Source organism: uncultured Psychroserpens sp. (genome assembly GCF_947500255.1).
Classification (GTDB): domain Bacteria; phylum Bacteroidota; class Bacteroidia; order Flavobacteriales; family Flavobacteriaceae; genus Psychroserpens.
On the sequence record NZ_CANMRL010000004.1, the window covers coordinates 239,461 to 255,512 of the forward strand.

A 16,052-nucleotide genomic window follows, 5' to 3' on the forward strand; every position below is an offset into this window, starting at 1 on the left:
TCTTGATATAAAAAGAAATCCTGCTATATATAGTGAAACGGGAAGTGTCAGTTGATGAAGCCATAAAAAAAGGACAATTAATCATTAATGTCCCTGTAATGATATGTTTGATTGGTTGTCCAGTAATAGGGATTTACTTATCTAATAAAGACCTTATTCCTGATTGGGGATTAGGTGTTGCGATTGTTTTAGGCATAGCACTAGGATGGCTTATTTGGAGTATCGTAATCACCAAATGGCGAATTTGGGCATTTGAACATGTAAGAAACGTTCATGAACTTAAAAAAAGAGCTATTGAGACAAAACTCATTTGGCGCGATGGCCATGTGTTTGAAAAAACAGAAATTAGATCCAAAAAAGATCAACAGAAATTAGAGGAGCTTGATTTAAAATTTCAAGAAGACGATATTTATGAAGAAGATCCGTCGGTTCCCTTGGTGACTAAAATTTACTACTCAAAAAAACATAGCATATTTATTCTTTTATTTGGAATCTTCACTGTGATAATAAGCTTTGCACTATTATTAGATGATAGTCTTAAAAGTTATATTATAGGAAGTTTTTTGTTAGCTACTGGTGGTTATTGTGTAATCATGTCTATTAAAAAAACGTTTAACAACACCGTTCAAATCACGATAGACAAGAGTGGTATACAGTTGGTTTCTGAACCTAAAATTAGTTGGTTTGAGATCTACGAGGATGCTATAACTTATGAAGGCATAGGAAAATCATCAACAGCTCACCTCACATTTTATGACGCTGACGATAGATTTTTTAAAATAAATCTTGAAGACTTAAAGATAAAACCTGCAAGACTTGAAGTCATATTAAGAACCTACAGAATGAGGCATTCAAAAAATAATACGTAACACACATACATCATTGAATAATTTATGTACTTTGACTAAAAATAAACAACCCATGAAAAAACTAATTTTACTACTCTTTTTATTAACTATTAATATCTCATTTTGCCAAGAAGACTGGACCAGTTTTGAAAACGAGACTTACAGTGTAGAGTATCCTGATAACTGGATATTTGATGATTCTGGTCAAATGCAGACGACATTTTTTATTTACTCTCCATTGACTGAAGGTGATAAATTTAAAGAAAACATTAATTTGATCATACAAAACCTAAAGGGAGAAAATGTTTCGATGGACCAATATGTAGAGTCTTCAATAAACCAAACAAAAGCAATGATTGAAAATGGAAAAGTTATTGAAAGCACAGGTGATAATAAACAACATACCATTGTATTAAGCGGTGATGTATCTGGAAATAAACTAAAATTTAAACAAGTACTTATTTACAAAGAAGAAGTCATGTACATACTAACGTTTTCTGCTCTTAGTTCAAGCTATGATGACTATCTTAAAACGAGCGATAAAATCATAACTAGTTTTAAAGTAAAATAAATGAATTTAGAATTAAATAATAAATATGCATTAGTCTGTGGTAGCACAGCAGGAATTGGTAAGGCAACTGCTATAGCTTTAGCCGAAGAAGGCGTTCAAGTGACACTAATTGCAAGAAATGAAGATAAACTCAAGGCTACGCTTGAGCAACTACCTCAACATAGACATCACGATTATATTGTTGCCGATTTTTCTAATCCGAGCGCACTAAAAGAACGTGTGGAAGCTTATATCAATAAGCATCATGGATTTCATGTATTAGTTAACAATACAGGTGGTCCAAAAGGCGGTCCTGTTTTTTCTGCTGAAGTTGAGGAATTTGAAAACGCTTTTACACAACATTTAAAATGCAATCATGTCTTAGCACAAGCTGTTGTTCCTTTTATGAAAGATGAAGGCTATGGTCGTATTATTAATGTGATCTCTACGTCTGTAAAGCAACCTTTGGATGGTTTAGGTGTAAGCAATACCATTCGTGGTGCAGTAGCCAATTGGAGTAAAACATTGGCTAATGAACTTGGTCAATTTGGAATTACGATAAACAACGTACTTCCCGGAGCCACAGGAACAGAGCGTCTCACAGAAATCATAAAAAACAAATCGGCCAAAACAGGACATACCGAAGAACAAGCTGCCAATGCCATGAAAAATGCTGTGCCAGCTAAACGTTTTGCCAAACCCGAAGAATTGGCAGATGCTATTACATTTTTAGCTAGTGAACGCGCTGCTTATATTAACGGAATTAATCTTCCGGTAGATGGAGGGCGAACAAAATCTTTGTAAGCCAATAATTCCGTTTTTTATTATTAATTTTATTGAATTGATGAATTCGCGTTAAGGATTGAAGTGACATCCTTTTTTATCGTAGTTTAAGCATCGCGAGAACACGTAAAAAAGATATAGCGGAAAGCCTGACCTGACAAGGGAACGCTAAAAAAAATAATACCATGAGTAAACTAGTTTCGCCAATAAATTTTAAAGAATGGATTGAAGACAATCGTCACTTACTCAAACCACCTGTAGGGAATAAAGTAGTTTGGAAAGATGGTGATTTTATTGTTATGGTTGTTGGTGGACCCAACAGCAGAAAAGACTATCACTATAATGAAACTCCAGAATTCTTTTATCAAGTAGAAGGTGATATCACCCTTAAAGTTATTGATAAAGGCACACCAAAAGACATACATATAAAAGAAGGAGAGATGTTCTTATTACCTCCAAAAGTTCCGCATTCTCCGCAACGAGGTGCCAATACTGTTGGACTTGTGATTGAATATCCAAGAGAAGAAGGTGTTCAGGATGCCTTATTGTGGTTTTGTGAAAACTGTACAACAAAATTATATGAGGAGGATTTTACATTAGACAATATTGAAACAGATATGCCAAAAATATTTGATAAATATTATGGCGATACAGATAAACGCTCATGCCCTAATTGTGGAGAAGTGATGCAGCCTCCAAAAAAAGTTCAATTAGATTAATACCTTATGATAGAAGTCGCTAAACAAAGTTTTTACAAACAGGGTTTTATGAAAACCCTTGGAGCTGAACTGATTTCTATCACAAAAGGAAATGTACAAATTTCATGTACTTTAAATGATACTTTAACACAACAGCATGGTTATTTTCATGCAGGCGTGATGACAAGTATTGCAGATGTAGCTTGTGGATATGCTGCCTTAAGCACTATGCCTGACGGATCTGATGTACTCACTGTAGAGTTTAAAACTAACTTTATTAGAGCTGCTGAAACCGATAAAATCATAGCTAAGGGTACAGTAATTAAATCTGGTAACACACTTACGTTTTGCGAAGGTGTTGTTACCAATGAAAATCAAGACATAATCTATGCAACAATGCAAGCCACAATGATATGTCTAAAACCTAAACTATAAATGAAAAGAAAACTTCGCATAAATGGCCACTCTCATCTGCTTCCTTATCCTGAGGAGATTCCTCAGTTTATGAAAGACAAAGGAATTTTTTGGGTAGACAAAGATCGAAAATTCATGCTTCAGAAAGACTGGAATCGTCCAATTACAGATTCAAGTTTCTTTTTAAATGAAAAACTCGCATGGATGGAACGCTTTAATATTGACCATGCTGTTGTTTTAAACTTATCTCAGCTCTACGGAAATGGATTACGCGTAGAAGAAATGAAACAAGCCTTACGCTTTCAAAACGATTTTAATGCCAAAATTCAACATCAAAATCCGAGTAAATTCACCTGTGGTTTTGTAGTTCATCCTGGATTTGTTAGAGGTGCTTGTTGGGAAATTGAGCGTTGTGTTGAAGAATTAGGAATGCAATTATTGTGTCTCCCTACACATTATATGGATACTATAGGAACTTGGCGTTGTATTTTTGATGAAGAAAATGAGCCCATTTTTGAATTAGCTAATAAATATAATCTTGCGGTAGAAATACACCCTTATGATGGTGAAAAATTTATCAAACTAGAAAACACGTCTTGGCGTTTTCATTTAATTTGGATGTTAGCACAATGTGCCGATGCCTATCACTTTTTAACCCTAAATGGCTATCAAGATAAGTATCCAAATATGCGTACATGCTTTGCTCATGGTGGACAGTTAGCTCAAATTAATTTAGGGCGTCGTATTCAAGGTTTTGATGGACGACCAGATCTATTTGAAGGTAAGAGTCATCCAAGAAAGGCCGTAGGACATCCTAATATCTTTTTTGACACATTAGTTCATGATACTGGTGGTTTACAGTTATTAATTAAAAACCAAACGTCTAAACAGGTCTTAATGGGATTAGATGACCCATACCCTTTAGGTGAAATGGAAAGCGAAAAGCAATCATCTTATCCTGGAAAAATTCTAGATCTAGCAATAGAACGCGATATTATAACTGAAACAGAACGCGATGCTATTTGGGAAGACAATGTCATTCAATGGCTGTGTGGTGATGATCAAAATGCTAAAGATAAATTGGTAAATAGAATATTAGGATAATGCATTTTCTTCCAGAAAAATTAGATGACTATGTGGTATCACATTCTCAAGACGAACCAGAATTACTACAACAACTCACCAGAGAAACCTATCAGAAAATATTACAACCTATCATGCTTAGTGGACCTTATCAAGGTCGTGTACTGAGTATGATTTCTAAGCTTATACGACCACAAACCATTTTAGAATTAGGAACATTTACGGGTTATGCGACCTTATGTTTAGCTGAAGGACTGCAAAGTAATGGCGACATACATACTATAGACATCAATGAAGAACTCGTAGATTTTCAGCGCAAATATTTTGACAAATCACCTTTTGGTGAACAGATACATCAGCATTTAGGAAGTGCGCTTGATATTATCCCAACATTGGACATGACCTTTGACCTTGTATTTATTGATGCAGACAAACCTAATTATGTTAATTATTTCCATTTAATAATTGATAAGCTAAACGCTGGAGGTGTTATTATTTCAGACAATGTATTATGGCATGGAAAAGTTATTGAGCCTGTTAATACCAAAGATCATTCGACCAAATCAGTTTTAGCCTACAATACTTTATTAAAGAATGATGCACGCATTGAAACTGTATTGCTTCCAATACGAGATGGCTTGACTATAAGTAGAAAAAAGTAATCTTACGACACCTTCTCAAGTTTAAATTCTGGTTCCTCATTAGAAGGTTTTCTTCTCTGAATGTGCTCGGAAATGGTTTGGAAAAATTCATAGTTATCAAACGGCTTTGTGATAATTCCGTCAAAACCAATTCCTTTGTAATCTTCTTTTACCTGTTCGATATCTGCTGCGGTTAAGGCAATAATTGGCGTTTCATCGTCAAATTCACGGATAGCTTTAGTGGATTCATTTCCATTCATAACTGGCATATTGATATCCATTAAAATTAAGTCAAAACCGGTTTCTTGATGAGCTTCTAAAGCTTCTAATCCGTTTTTGGCAACAACACATTCATAATTTTCGCGTTGCAGCAAATTTTGAGTAACGATTTGATTGATCTTATTATCTTCGGCAACCAATATTTTATACTTTTTAGTTAGAGATATTGCTTTCCCTTTAGCTTTTTTAGCTTTTGTTTTTTCAACCTTAGCATTCTTATCTATTTCAAAAGTCAATTCGAAACTAAATGTGGTACCCATATCTATTTCACTATCGACTTCTAAGGTGCTTCCAAACAGCTCTATGATATTTTTGGTAATTGGTAACCCTAATCCAGTCCCTTGATAATTAGTATTGCTATTTTTATCTAGCTGAGAAAAATTTTCAAATATCAATCGCTGTTTCTCCTTCGGAATTCCTGGACCATCATCTTCTATTTCAAAGCCTAATGAGACTTTATCTGCACTAGTATTTAAAAGCTTTACTCTAATGTCTATTTTTCCATTTTCAGTAAACTTAATACTATTTCCTATTAAGTTTATTAAGACCTGAGACAAGCGAACATTATCACATTTGATAAAATCAGGAATGTTTTTATCTATTGAAATCTGTATTTGATTATTGGTTTCCTCTAATCTATAATCAAAAGAGTTCACTAGATTTTCTATCAACAATCTAATATTAACAGTGACATTTTTTAGCTCTATTTTTTGAGATTCGATTTTTCCTATCTGCAAAATATCATTAACTAAGTTAAGTAAATAATCCCCAGAATACTTTAATGATTTTAGAAACTTAGTGTCTTTAGCGCTAAGGTCATTATTTTTAAGAAGTAAGGACGTTAATCCTACAACGCCATATAGTGGTGTTCTTAATTCATGCGTCACATTGGAAATAAAATTACTTTTTAGTTCCGAAGATTTTTCGGCTTGATTTTTAGCAACCTCTAATTGCTTGTTTCTAGCTTCTAAAATATCACTTAACTTTCGCTTAGACACATAACTTCTACACATTGTCAATAAGGAGATAAATAATAAAAATACAGTAATGGTTATAATAACATTTACATTTTTGATTTTATTACTCTTCACTAATTGCTCTATCCTCTCATTATTAGCTAACTGAGCTACATTTTTGTAATTTTCAATAGAAAATCTTGACTCTGCAATAATACCTTGCCTGATCTTTTCTTCATTAATGTATTCGTCTCTATAAGTGTTATGCTTCAACAATGCATCATAAGCTTGCTTGTCGCTTTCTAACCACGCATATGTTGTTGATACTTTCTTATAGATATTACTTAGTAATTCATTTTTATTTTCAATGTCAATCGAATTATGATGCTCCAAAAGATCTGCTGCAGTCAATAATGATAAGTTGGCACTATTATATAGCTCTTTAGCTATAAAGTATTCGCCTTGAATAAAATACCATCGCGCTTTAGAAAACCCTTGATCTTCAATATATGCTAAATTGTTTTCTGCTCTTGATAAATGAACTAATGCCTTAGATAGATTATCAGTTTTAATATATAACTTAGATAGATTCAATCTTATATCAAATAAGACTTCATCTCTTTTATCGGTATTATATTGATCTCTTACATTGTATTTATTACCGTAATAAATAGCCTTTTCAAAATATGGTATTGCATCGGTTGGAGGTATTTTATGCATATACATTTGGCCTAATTTCAAATACGAACTCGCTAATAAAAAATTATCGCCTTCTTTTTTTGACGCTTCGATAACCGTATTAAAGCTGGCTTTAGCTTTTTCATCTTCATGCATAAATTTATAAATCTTACCAATGGTAAAATTAGCCAATGCCGTTCCATAGCTATCATTTATAGAATCTGATAGTCTTATGGCCTGATTAAATAAATTGAAAGATTTTGCAAGGTCATTATTGTTATAATGATATAATGCACGATCGTTGATACTATCAATTTTTTTGATAATATCTCGTTCTGTTTGGCTGAAGCACAGGAGAGAACATAACAGAAAACAGCATAGTAGGTTTGCTTTCATATATTGATTTAGGTTAATTTGGGATAGACAAAGTATCTCATTATAGGCTAGTTAAAACAAAATAATCGTTGAATACACTTTTTTATCGGATAAACTTCAAAAAACAAAAACCAAAATCGACGAAATGTATACTCATTATCAATGAATTTAAATTGTCTTTCACAAATTATTTATCGAACTTCGTTACAACTAACCCATATGATACTCATGCAACACGATTTTGCCATTAAAGCAACACGTATTCTAAAAGAAGATCCAAACGTTATTGGATTAGCAGTGGGAGGCTCTTGGTTAACTAATGAAATCGATGAGTATTCAGATTTAGATTTGATTTTAATCACTAAACAAAAAGTATCAAATAACATTGATAAAATGCTTGAATATGCTAATCGTCTAGATCATTTTTTATCAGGTTTTACAGGAGAACATGTTGGCGAACCTAGGGTTTTAATTTGTCTATATGATAAACCCTTATTGCATGTAGACATCAAATTTTTAACGCTGGAAGAATTAAATAATCGTGTTGAAACACCTTCATTATTGTTTGATAGAAATGGTCAAATTGAAAAATTATTAGATCAAACAACACATCATTTTCCTTTTCCAGATTACCAGTGGATCGAAGATCGATTTTGGACTTGGATTCATTACACACTATTAAAAATAGGAAGAGGAGAATATTTTGAAGCATACGATTTTTTTAGTTTTTTAAGAATGTCTGTATTAGGACCTTTATTACATATTAAAAACGGGAATCTACCAAGAGCTGTACGAAAAGTTGAAACTGAATTATCTAAAAATGATTTGGAACAATTAAAACTAACACTTCCAAAATACGAAAAACAGTCATTACTAAACAGTTTAAAAAATGCTGTTTATCTCTATAAAGAATTAAGAACAACTCTTTTTGATAATACTGTGAAATTACATTATCAAGTAGAAGAAAAAGTAATGACATATTTTAATCAAATTGAAAATAACTGATAAATGCCTACACCTGAAAGAATAGAAGAATTTATTGCGAGAGTTGAGACCAATGAACATGATAAAGCAATTGAAGAGTTTTATACAGAAAATGCCTCAATTCAAGAGAATGAATCAACACCTAGAGTTGGACGTACGAACTTAATCGAAAATGAACGAAAAGTATTATCTCGTGCTAAATCAGTTAGCTCAAAATGTATAAGACCATTTTTTATTAGTAAAAATGAGGTAGTGATTAAATGGAATTTTCGTTTTGTCTGGAAAGATAACTCAATAACTGAGATTGAAGAAATCGCTGTTCAACAGTGGGAAGGCAATAGAATTTCAAAAGAAAAATTTTATTACGATCCTATTCAAATGCAACCTAAAAAGTAAAAAACCTCTCCAAAAACATGAAGAGGTTTTTTTTATTAATTAAAGATCAAACGTTTTATTGAACGGCTTGTAAAGCATCAATATTTCCATAGCCAAAGCTTCCATTTTTGTATGGATAAAAATCGGCCGATTGTTTCAATCTATTGAGCACTTGCGTTCTACTCCAACTAGGATATCTGGACCATACTAAAGCAGCTATTCCTGCTGTAGTTGCAGTTGCTACAGACGAACCACCTGTATAACGACGATCACCATTATAAAATCCTAATACTGGAGGCGCTTTACTTGTATTATTATCGCCTTCCATTATGATGGTAAAATCAATCTTACTTCCGCTATGACAAGTGTCGCAACGCTCATAATTACTACCATCATCAACGCCAGTTACAGCTACAGTTTCACTCATAGTCGCTGGAAAAATCACTCCAAACCCATTTGTAAAGCTTGTCGATGTTCCTCCTGCTGCAAATATCAACTTCCCTTTACTATAGGCATATTTTACAGCATCTTTAATATTTCCAATAGACCATACATATCCTATAGACATTGAGATAATTTTCACATCACTTCTATTTCCTAATTGCGTTAAGGCTTTAGACACGCCTTTACGTTCGTGATAATCATTTAACAATACATCTTCTGTTGCACGATAAGCTACTAAATTGGCATTATAAGCAACACCAACTGGCATCCCATTATCATTACGAGGCGAAGCCATAGTTGACCCCATGGCTGTACCATGACCACATTTGTCGTGCGGACCATCATAATTATTAGACCACCACCAAAATGAATCTATGAAGGTTCCATATTTTTGAACAAAACGACCATTGGAATAGCCATCATTTATCCCTGAAGAATTTAATAAGGACTGGGATTGAGATACTCCTGTATCTATAAGACCAATAGTGACACCAGACCCTGTTGATAGGTTCCATGCCTGTTGAATATTATGCTCATCAAAATGCCAAGATACTTGTGCATTATTAGGGCTAATTGTTGAATAATGAGCAGGATTAATATAATCGCCATTTTTATCACAACCTGAACTTGAACGCTCAGCATTTTCATTGAAACTAAATAGATTATAACCATTAGGTTCTAAATAACGAACATCTTTATGTTTTTTAAGTGCAATGATCGTTTCAATATGTTCAACACCAACATCGATAACTGTTAAAATATCTTGCTCTACAAGTATAAGGTCTGTTTTATCTATTTTCTCATTATCGGCTACAATATCTATTAAGCCATTCTTTTTGGCTTCCAATTCAGAGTCTCTTGTTTCACTAAAACTTTGGCCTTCATTTCCATAACCAATGGTTAATACGTTTTGTCCATGAACAACTGCACTCCACAAAAAGTGCGCATCTTCTTTACTCCAATCAAAGTCTCCTGTTTCACGAATGGTTTGGCTAATACGGCTATTGATTTGATCAACGGTAAGTGGGTCTTTGGGGAATTGAACATCTTGAGATTCGATTTCAATAGTAGTATCTTCTTTAGAACAGGATACCATGGTGATTGCTATAAGTAGCAACACCTTTAAGTACATTTTTTTCATTTAATATGATTTAGATGGTTAATGATTCTCTAAATATATTAAATAATCAAAATGTATTCACATAAAAAATTGCGATTTTCATTAAAAAAATCAACACAAATTATGAATTCAACAATTAAGGATTTCGGCGTACAGAACCTGTAAAGTCTTCAAGATCATCCTTTACTTTATTAATCTCTTGAGTGATATCTTTTGTAACACTCGAATCAATACCTTGTTTTTCGGCACTTTTAGTGATTTCAGATTTTATATCACTCGATGCATCTTTTAGCATACGCATACCTTTACCTAGGCCACGAGCAATTTCGGGTATTTTATCGGCACCAAATACCATCACTACTATAACGAGGATAAAAAGAACCTCTGTAGTTCCAATAAACAATAATGTAGCTTGTTGTATCACGATGCAAATATAATGAGTTGTTTGTTATTACATATACTATTTACATAAATTATAGAGTTAAAAAAAGCCGATATTACAATATCGGCTTTTATATGTATTCAAGGATTTGATTAACCTTTTACTTTGTTTTTGAATTTGTCAAAATCACTTTCTTTGACCTCTCTTGGCCACGAATTATTTGATGTGTCAATATCTGCAGTCTCAAGGTTTGGATCTACTTTTATAGATACAATTTCTTTTTCAGAAGCAATAGCTTTGCTTACTTCATTATCATTAAATCTCCAAATTTGAGCAGGATATGTTTCTGTTTTTGAAGTGCCATCAGCATAAGTAAATTCAACAATAATTGGCATTACTAATCCGCCTGGTTTCTCAAACGTAATATTATAGAAATACTTAGGTTGCTTGATGCTTTTACGTTCTTCGGCAGTAAAGTTATCCATCATATACTCTTTTAAAGTTGGCGAATTATCTGCTGATGTTCCCTTACGTAATTTTTCATCAAACTCCTCACTTCCCTCTTCAACTAAGTATACCAATTCTACCTCATCTAAATTGATATTTCTACTCGAAGCGTAGTTTTTGGCATATTGATTTGGTTCTGAAGTCACATAGTACTTTTTAACTTCTTTAAGACCAACATCTACCCAATCTGTGGTATAAAACCAACCTCTCCAATACCAATCCAAATCAAATGCAGAAGCATCTTCCATGGTACGGAAAAAATCTTCAGGTGTTGGGTGTTTGAACATCCATCGGTTAGCATATTCCTTGAATGCATAATCAAATAGTTCACGACCCATTACTGTTTCTCTCAAGATATTTAATGCGGTAGCTGGTTTCCCATAGGCATTATTCCCAAATTGATATGTATTTAAACCTTTTGTCATGATTGGAGCAATATAGTCCTGATTTCCTCCCATATATCTTGTGATATTCTTAGCAGGTCCACGACGTGATGGGTACTTATCATCTCCTGGCGATAAAGCTGCTGGATACCATTCGCCAAAATCTTGTTCGGCTACATACTGCATAAAAGTATTTAAACCTTCATCCATCCAAGTCCATTGACGTTCATCACTATTAACAATCATTGGGAAAAAGTTATGACCTACTTCGTGAATAATAACACTCATCATCCCATATTTGGTACGATCGTCATAATTGCCATCTTTATCAGGTCTTCCATAGTTCCAGCAAATCATTGGGTACTCCATTCCTTGACGTCTTGCGTGAACTGAAATTGCTTTGTGATAGGGGTAATCAAATGTCATACGCGAATATGATTTTAATGTACTCGCTACAGCTTTAGTTGACCATTGTTCCCAAAGTGGATTTCCTTCCTTAGAATATAGAGATACTGCCATCACATCTTTATTACCTATTTTGACAGCCATCATATCCCATATGTATTTTCTAGATGTAGCAAATCCAAAGTCTCTTACATTTTCAGCGTAGAGTTTCCAAGTTTTCTTTTTATTTGAACGTCCTTTTTCTCTGGCTTCGGCTTCATCTTGAGTAGAAATAACAACAGGTTCTTTATATGACTTTTTGGCCTTCTCATAACGTTTCATCATATCACTTGAAAACACTTCTTTTCTATTGGTCAACTTACCAGTACCATCTAACAAATGATCGGCTGGAACGGTAATATTCACTTCAAAATTTCCAAATGGTAATGCAAATTCATCACGTCCCCAAAACTGTGAGTTTTGCCAACCTTCAACATCGTTATAAACTGCCATTCTTGGGTAGAACTGAGCGATTACATAGTTTCTATTTCCGTCAGGAAATAATTCATAACCAGAACGTCCGCCATCAGTCACATGATTGTTGATTTGATACCACCATTTAATGCTAAAAGAAAATTTATCTCCCGTTTTCATTGGCTTCGGCAATTCTACTCGCATCATGGTTTGATTGATCATGTGAGGCAATGCTTTACCATCTGTTCCCTTTACACTCTCCACATTGAATCCGCCGTCAAATCGCTCAGACATATAAGATGATGTAAATCTTGAAGGCGACATTGCTGGCGTAATTCTACTTGAATTAATATCTCTTGAAGGTGAATCTTTCTGACGTACATTTTGATCTAACTGTACCCACAAGTAACTCAACTCATCTGGAGAATTATTTGTGTAGGTAATAGTTTCATTACCACTCAATACAGCTGTTTCATCGTTAATCTCAATGTCCATCTTATAATCGGCCTGTTGCTGATAATACGCTGGACCAGGAGCTCCAGAACCTGTTCTGTACATGTTTGGAGTGGAAAATTCGTCATAAAGCTGCTTAAACTTATTCTGGTTTGTATGACCAGTTTGCGGCTCGGGTTCTTGATCTTGCGCTATTGCATTAAATGATATAAATGCAATAGACAAACAAAGGTATTTTACTAATTTCATAGCTGTTATTAAAAAAGGTTGATTTATTTAAAATTTAAGTATTGATTCGTATCGTCTTTAGTAAATATCAAATTATTGACTTTAGAATTTATTTTCGTTTTTACGACATTTTTTTGCTTTGGAAATCCATCAAAAAGCACAGTGTTACTCATTTCTATAGTGGTTATATTGTCAATGTTTTCAATTTCCAAATAACAAACCACTATATCATTATCGTATTCTTTCCCGATATAGTTGAATGAGACTTCCTGAGTATTGATTTTAATCTCAATTTTTTGATTTAAATATTTTTTGACATATTCATCAACGATTGGTTTCTCGTCTACAGAAGTCATTTTAATGCTTTCATCATAGCGTTCCTGAAGTGTCAACTCTAAATCGGCAATATCGATTCTAGAAATGATTTGAACCGCTTTTTTTTCTTTTACGTAGCTCACCTGAGTCACACTCACATAATATTTATGTGCATTCGTTACTGCAAAAGGAAAAATAATAGCCAGTAATGTGACCTTTAAAAAGTTCATAACAATCAATAAGTGGTAAAAATAGCCATTTTACCAAATTATTTTACCTTAAAAAATGTTAATAATATCTTTAAATTTTTGAAGTATTAGTCTTTAGTCTTTTCATCAACATCTTTAAATGTGTAAAGTTTATGCAGTAAGAATTCATAGGTTTTTAAGCTATTGTTGCCTTTACATAGCTCTGTAAATTTTGGATCATCAGAAATATAATAAAAGAACTCTGTTTTTAATTGTGCATCTATCTCATAGTTTTCGAACAACAAATCTGAAAACTCAGCCATCATCTTTTTTAAGCACTTGTCCTGTGCTTCAAGTAAAACAGCGCGTTTGAGTTTTTTTGTTCGACCAGAAATTTTATTTAGGATTTTATGAATATTAATCCCAACAAACAGTGGTGCTATAATTATTGATTTACCAGCATCGGCTTCATATAATTTACGTTCTTTTTGAGTTTTTTGTTTTCCAACATAGCCTGGTATCCCAACATCATAAAAATTGATATCGCGTTTCGCATCACTATTTTCGATATCTGATGACAAATTACCTGTTAAAACTTTACCTACGACGACCTCATCTAATTCATTAACTCTATCAGTAAGCGTGATGACTACAGATTTCATCTCTAAGGTTGTTTTGGTAACTACAAAGCTTTGAGGTATATACTGAACACTAGAAATTAAAAGCGTATCATTGAGTTTTACCGGAATTTCAAACGCTCCTTTATCGTTAGTAATAGTAAACTTTTGAGCTGTTATATTAAGTACATGGATGCTTTCCAAATCTGAGCTTGCCACAACCTTTCCTTTTAATTGTATTGATTGAGCGCTATTGTAATTGCAACAGAACACTGCAAAAATTAAAAAAAATATATATTCAATCTTTTTCAAGTCTTCGTTTAAATTTTTTGAGCTTTTCCTTTAAAAACTCTAGCATTTTTATTTCATCCTTTGTTTTACTAAGTGGTAAAAATTTTGGATCATCTCCACTAAAATAAAAAAATTCTTTTCGTTTAGTAGCATCTAAAGTATCTGTATCGAAAAGCATTTCAGAAAATTTAGCCTCAACTTGATCTACCGCTTTATTCAGTTCTTCACGCTTAATCTGTTCCTTTAATCGTTTTGTTCGACCAGAAATCCAATTAATCAATGGATTTAAAGGCACAATTCCTCCACCACTTTTTGCTTCATATAATCGTCGTTCGCTTTGTGTTTTTCTGGGTCCAGTATATCCTGGTATGCCTACATCATAAAAATTAATATCCCGTTTGACTTCTGTGTTTTCAATATCAGACATCAAATCGCCAGTAAGCACTTTTCCGACAACTACTTCATCTAACAAATTCACATTGTCCTCAAGATTTACAATCATCGATTGGGTTTGCATGATAATGTCTGTAACAATAACTTCTTTTGGTTTATACTGAACACCAGACACCGTAATTGTATCATTTAGTTTTGCAGGAATCTCAAACCCTCCCTTATCGTTAGTAATAGTAAATTTACTGGCTGTTTTGTTTATGATATGAATACCAACGAGATCTCCACTTGCTAAAATTTGGCCCGAAATATCTTTAGTTTGAGCAACTAATCTGGAAGAAAACAATACGGCCAGTAAAAAGAAAAAAAGTTTATTCCTTATCACTATCTTTCTTTAAAAATTCTTTACTTTTTTTATTTAGAACTTCTAAAAACTCTAGCTCTTTGCCATAATTTAATAAGTTCACATCAAAGGCTTTATCGTCTTCAACAAATTGTATAAACTCTTCTACGCGATGCTCTGGTATATTAAAATTATCTATTATGAATTCTGAACCAAAATAGTATTTAATAGAACTTACTGGTACATCTGGAACACCTTTATCTTTCTTATCTTTAATCTTACTCCTAAACAGCGGCAATAATAATTGGTCAACTACATTCACTACATTAAGACCATTGACCATCGTTTTAGATTGTGAATGGATAGCCTCATTTTTTATTTGGGAGCGCTCATCATCAGAGAAATCATATTCATCACTTTTTTTTATGCCAAAGTAAAGTGCATCCAGTTTTGGATTAAATGTTTTAACTGTAGATATATCTGTATTTAAATCACCTGAAAGCCCTTTGGTTAAAACCAAAACTTCATCAAGCTTATTAATTTCTTCTATTAAAAACACACGCATTCGTTTTGATTTTATAATAGCCTCACTAACTTGAAGATCAAAATTTTGATACTGTAAAGCTCTAAACTCAATAAAATCGTTCAATGCTACTTCAACAGTAAACTCACCATTTTCATTAGTAATCACACCTTTATTTGACGATGTGTTAAATACAGTTATTCCTTCTACATCGTCTCCCTCGACAATAATTTTACCATCAACTTTTACACGCTTAATGTCTTGAGATATTGCTAAAAAAGATGTTAGTGCTATACACAAGAGTAGTAGTTTTTTCATAGTTGATATTTTAGTTAAGTAAAGAAAT

17 protein-coding genes are annotated in these 16,052 nt (G+C 33.1%); 9 read left to right on the forward strand and 8 right to left on the reverse strand.

Annotation, left to right across the window (positions count from 1 at the left end):
• Window positions 1-32 precede the first annotated feature (32 nt).
• The 7 genes from Q0783_RS13220 (at window position 33) to Q0783_RS13250 (ending at window position 5,038) form a co-directional block, all read left to right on the forward strand.
• Window positions 33-869 (forward strand): hypothetical protein, encoded by an 837-nt coding sequence (locus Q0783_RS13220; RefSeq protein ID WP_298895864.1) that lies wholly within the window; start codon window positions 33-35, stop codon window positions 867-869.
• A gap of 52 nt (window positions 870-921) precedes the next feature.
• Window positions 922-1,419 carry a PsbP-related protein gene (locus Q0783_RS13225; RefSeq protein WP_298895867.1) on the forward strand — a complete coding sequence of 166 codons (498 nt, stop codon included), beginning with the start codon at window positions 922-924 and terminating at the stop codon, window positions 1,417-1,419.
• Window positions 1,420-2,202, forward strand: coding sequence for an SDR family oxidoreductase (locus Q0783_RS13230; RefSeq protein ID WP_298895868.1), 783 nt, complete (start codon window positions 1,420-1,422; stop codon window positions 2,200-2,202).
• Between the two features lie 164 nt (window positions 2,203-2,366).
• Window positions 2,367-2,900 carry a 3-hydroxyanthranilate 3,4-dioxygenase gene (locus tag Q0783_RS13235; protein ID WP_230936625.1) on the forward strand — a complete coding sequence of 178 codons (534 nt, stop codon included), beginning with the start codon at window positions 2,367-2,369 and terminating at the stop codon, window positions 2,898-2,900.
• Between the two features lie 48 nt (window positions 2,901-2,948).
• Window positions 2,949-3,314: a PaaI family thioesterase gene (locus tag Q0783_RS13240; RefSeq protein ID WP_298895870.1), complete on the forward strand. Its 366-nt coding sequence runs from the start codon at window positions 2,949-2,951 to the stop codon at window positions 3,312-3,314.
• Window positions 3,315-4,397 (forward strand): amidohydrolase family protein, encoded by a 1,083-nt coding sequence (locus tag Q0783_RS13245; protein ID WP_298895872.1) that lies wholly within the window; start codon window positions 3,315-3,317, stop codon window positions 4,395-4,397.
• The gene (locus Q0783_RS13250) at window positions 4,397-5,038 is read left to right on the forward strand and encodes an O-methyltransferase (protein ID WP_298895874.1); all 642 of its coding nucleotides are present in this window, start codon (window positions 4,397-4,399) and stop codon (window positions 5,036-5,038) included. Before Q0783_RS13245 ends, Q0783_RS13250 begins: the two co-directional genes overlap by 1 nt.
• A gap of 2 nt (window positions 5,039-5,040) precedes the next feature.
• Here the strand turns inward: Q0783_RS13250 and Q0783_RS13255 are convergent, their stop codons facing one another.
• On the reverse strand, window positions 5,041-7,326 hold the full coding sequence (locus Q0783_RS13255; RefSeq protein WP_298895876.1) for an ATP-binding protein: 2,286 nt from the start codon (window positions 7,324-7,326) through the stop codon (window positions 5,041-5,043).
• A gap of 207 nt (window positions 7,327-7,533) precedes the next feature.
• Between Q0783_RS13255 and Q0783_RS13260 the strand changes: the two genes are divergently transcribed.
• Together Q0783_RS13260 and Q0783_RS13265 are read left to right on the forward strand one after the other, a co-directional pair.
• Window positions 7,534-8,310 (forward strand): nucleotidyltransferase domain-containing protein, encoded by a 777-nt coding sequence (locus Q0783_RS13260; RefSeq protein WP_298895878.1) that lies wholly within the window; start codon window positions 7,534-7,536, stop codon window positions 8,308-8,310.
• 3 nt (window positions 8,311-8,313) lie between these two features.
• Window positions 8,314-8,685, forward strand: coding sequence for a nuclear transport factor 2 family protein (locus Q0783_RS13265; RefSeq protein WP_298895880.1), 372 nt, complete (start codon window positions 8,314-8,316; stop codon window positions 8,683-8,685).
• Window positions 8,686-8,740: 55 nt separating this feature from the next.
• On the opposite strand, the gene Q0783_RS13270 is transcribed toward Q0783_RS13265, so the two are convergent.
• The 7 genes from Q0783_RS13270 to Q0783_RS13300 form a co-directional block, all read right to left on the reverse strand.
• Window positions 8,741-10,249: a S8/S53 family peptidase gene (locus Q0783_RS13270; RefSeq protein WP_298895882.1), complete on the reverse strand. Its 1,509-nt coding sequence runs from the start codon at window positions 10,247-10,249 to the stop codon at window positions 8,741-8,743.
• A gap of 115 nt (window positions 10,250-10,364) precedes the next feature.
• Window positions 10,365-10,652 carry a twin-arginine translocase TatA/TatE family subunit gene (locus tag Q0783_RS13275; RefSeq protein WP_298895885.1) on the reverse strand — a complete coding sequence of 96 codons (288 nt, stop codon included), beginning with the start codon at window positions 10,650-10,652 and terminating at the stop codon, window positions 10,365-10,367.
• A 110-nt stretch (window positions 10,653-10,762) separates the two neighbouring features.
• Window positions 10,763-13,060, reverse strand: a complete 2,298-nt coding sequence (locus tag Q0783_RS13280) for a M1 family metallopeptidase (RefSeq protein WP_298895887.1) — start codon at window positions 13,058-13,060, stop codon at window positions 10,763-10,765.
• Between the two features lie 23 nt (window positions 13,061-13,083).
• Window positions 13,084-13,584, reverse strand: coding sequence for a DUF6702 family protein (locus Q0783_RS13285; protein WP_298895889.1), 501 nt, complete (start codon window positions 13,582-13,584; stop codon window positions 13,084-13,086).
• Between the two features lie 86 nt (window positions 13,585-13,670).
• Entirely contained in the window at window positions 13,671-14,378 is a 708-nt protein-coding gene (locus Q0783_RS13290) for a hypothetical protein (RefSeq protein ID WP_366915445.1), read from the reverse strand.
• A 79-nt stretch (window positions 14,379-14,457) separates the two neighbouring features.
• Complete coding sequence (locus Q0783_RS13295; protein ID WP_298895891.1) at window positions 14,458-15,225, reverse strand: carboxypeptidase-like regulatory domain-containing protein; 768 nt, start codon at window positions 15,223-15,225, stop codon at window positions 14,458-14,460.
• Complete coding sequence (locus Q0783_RS13300; protein ID WP_298895893.1) at window positions 15,212-16,024, reverse strand: hypothetical protein; 813 nt, start codon at window positions 16,022-16,024, stop codon at window positions 15,212-15,214. Before Q0783_RS13300 ends, Q0783_RS13295 begins: the two co-directional genes overlap by 14 nt.
• Window positions 16,025-16,052: the final 28 nt, after the last annotated feature.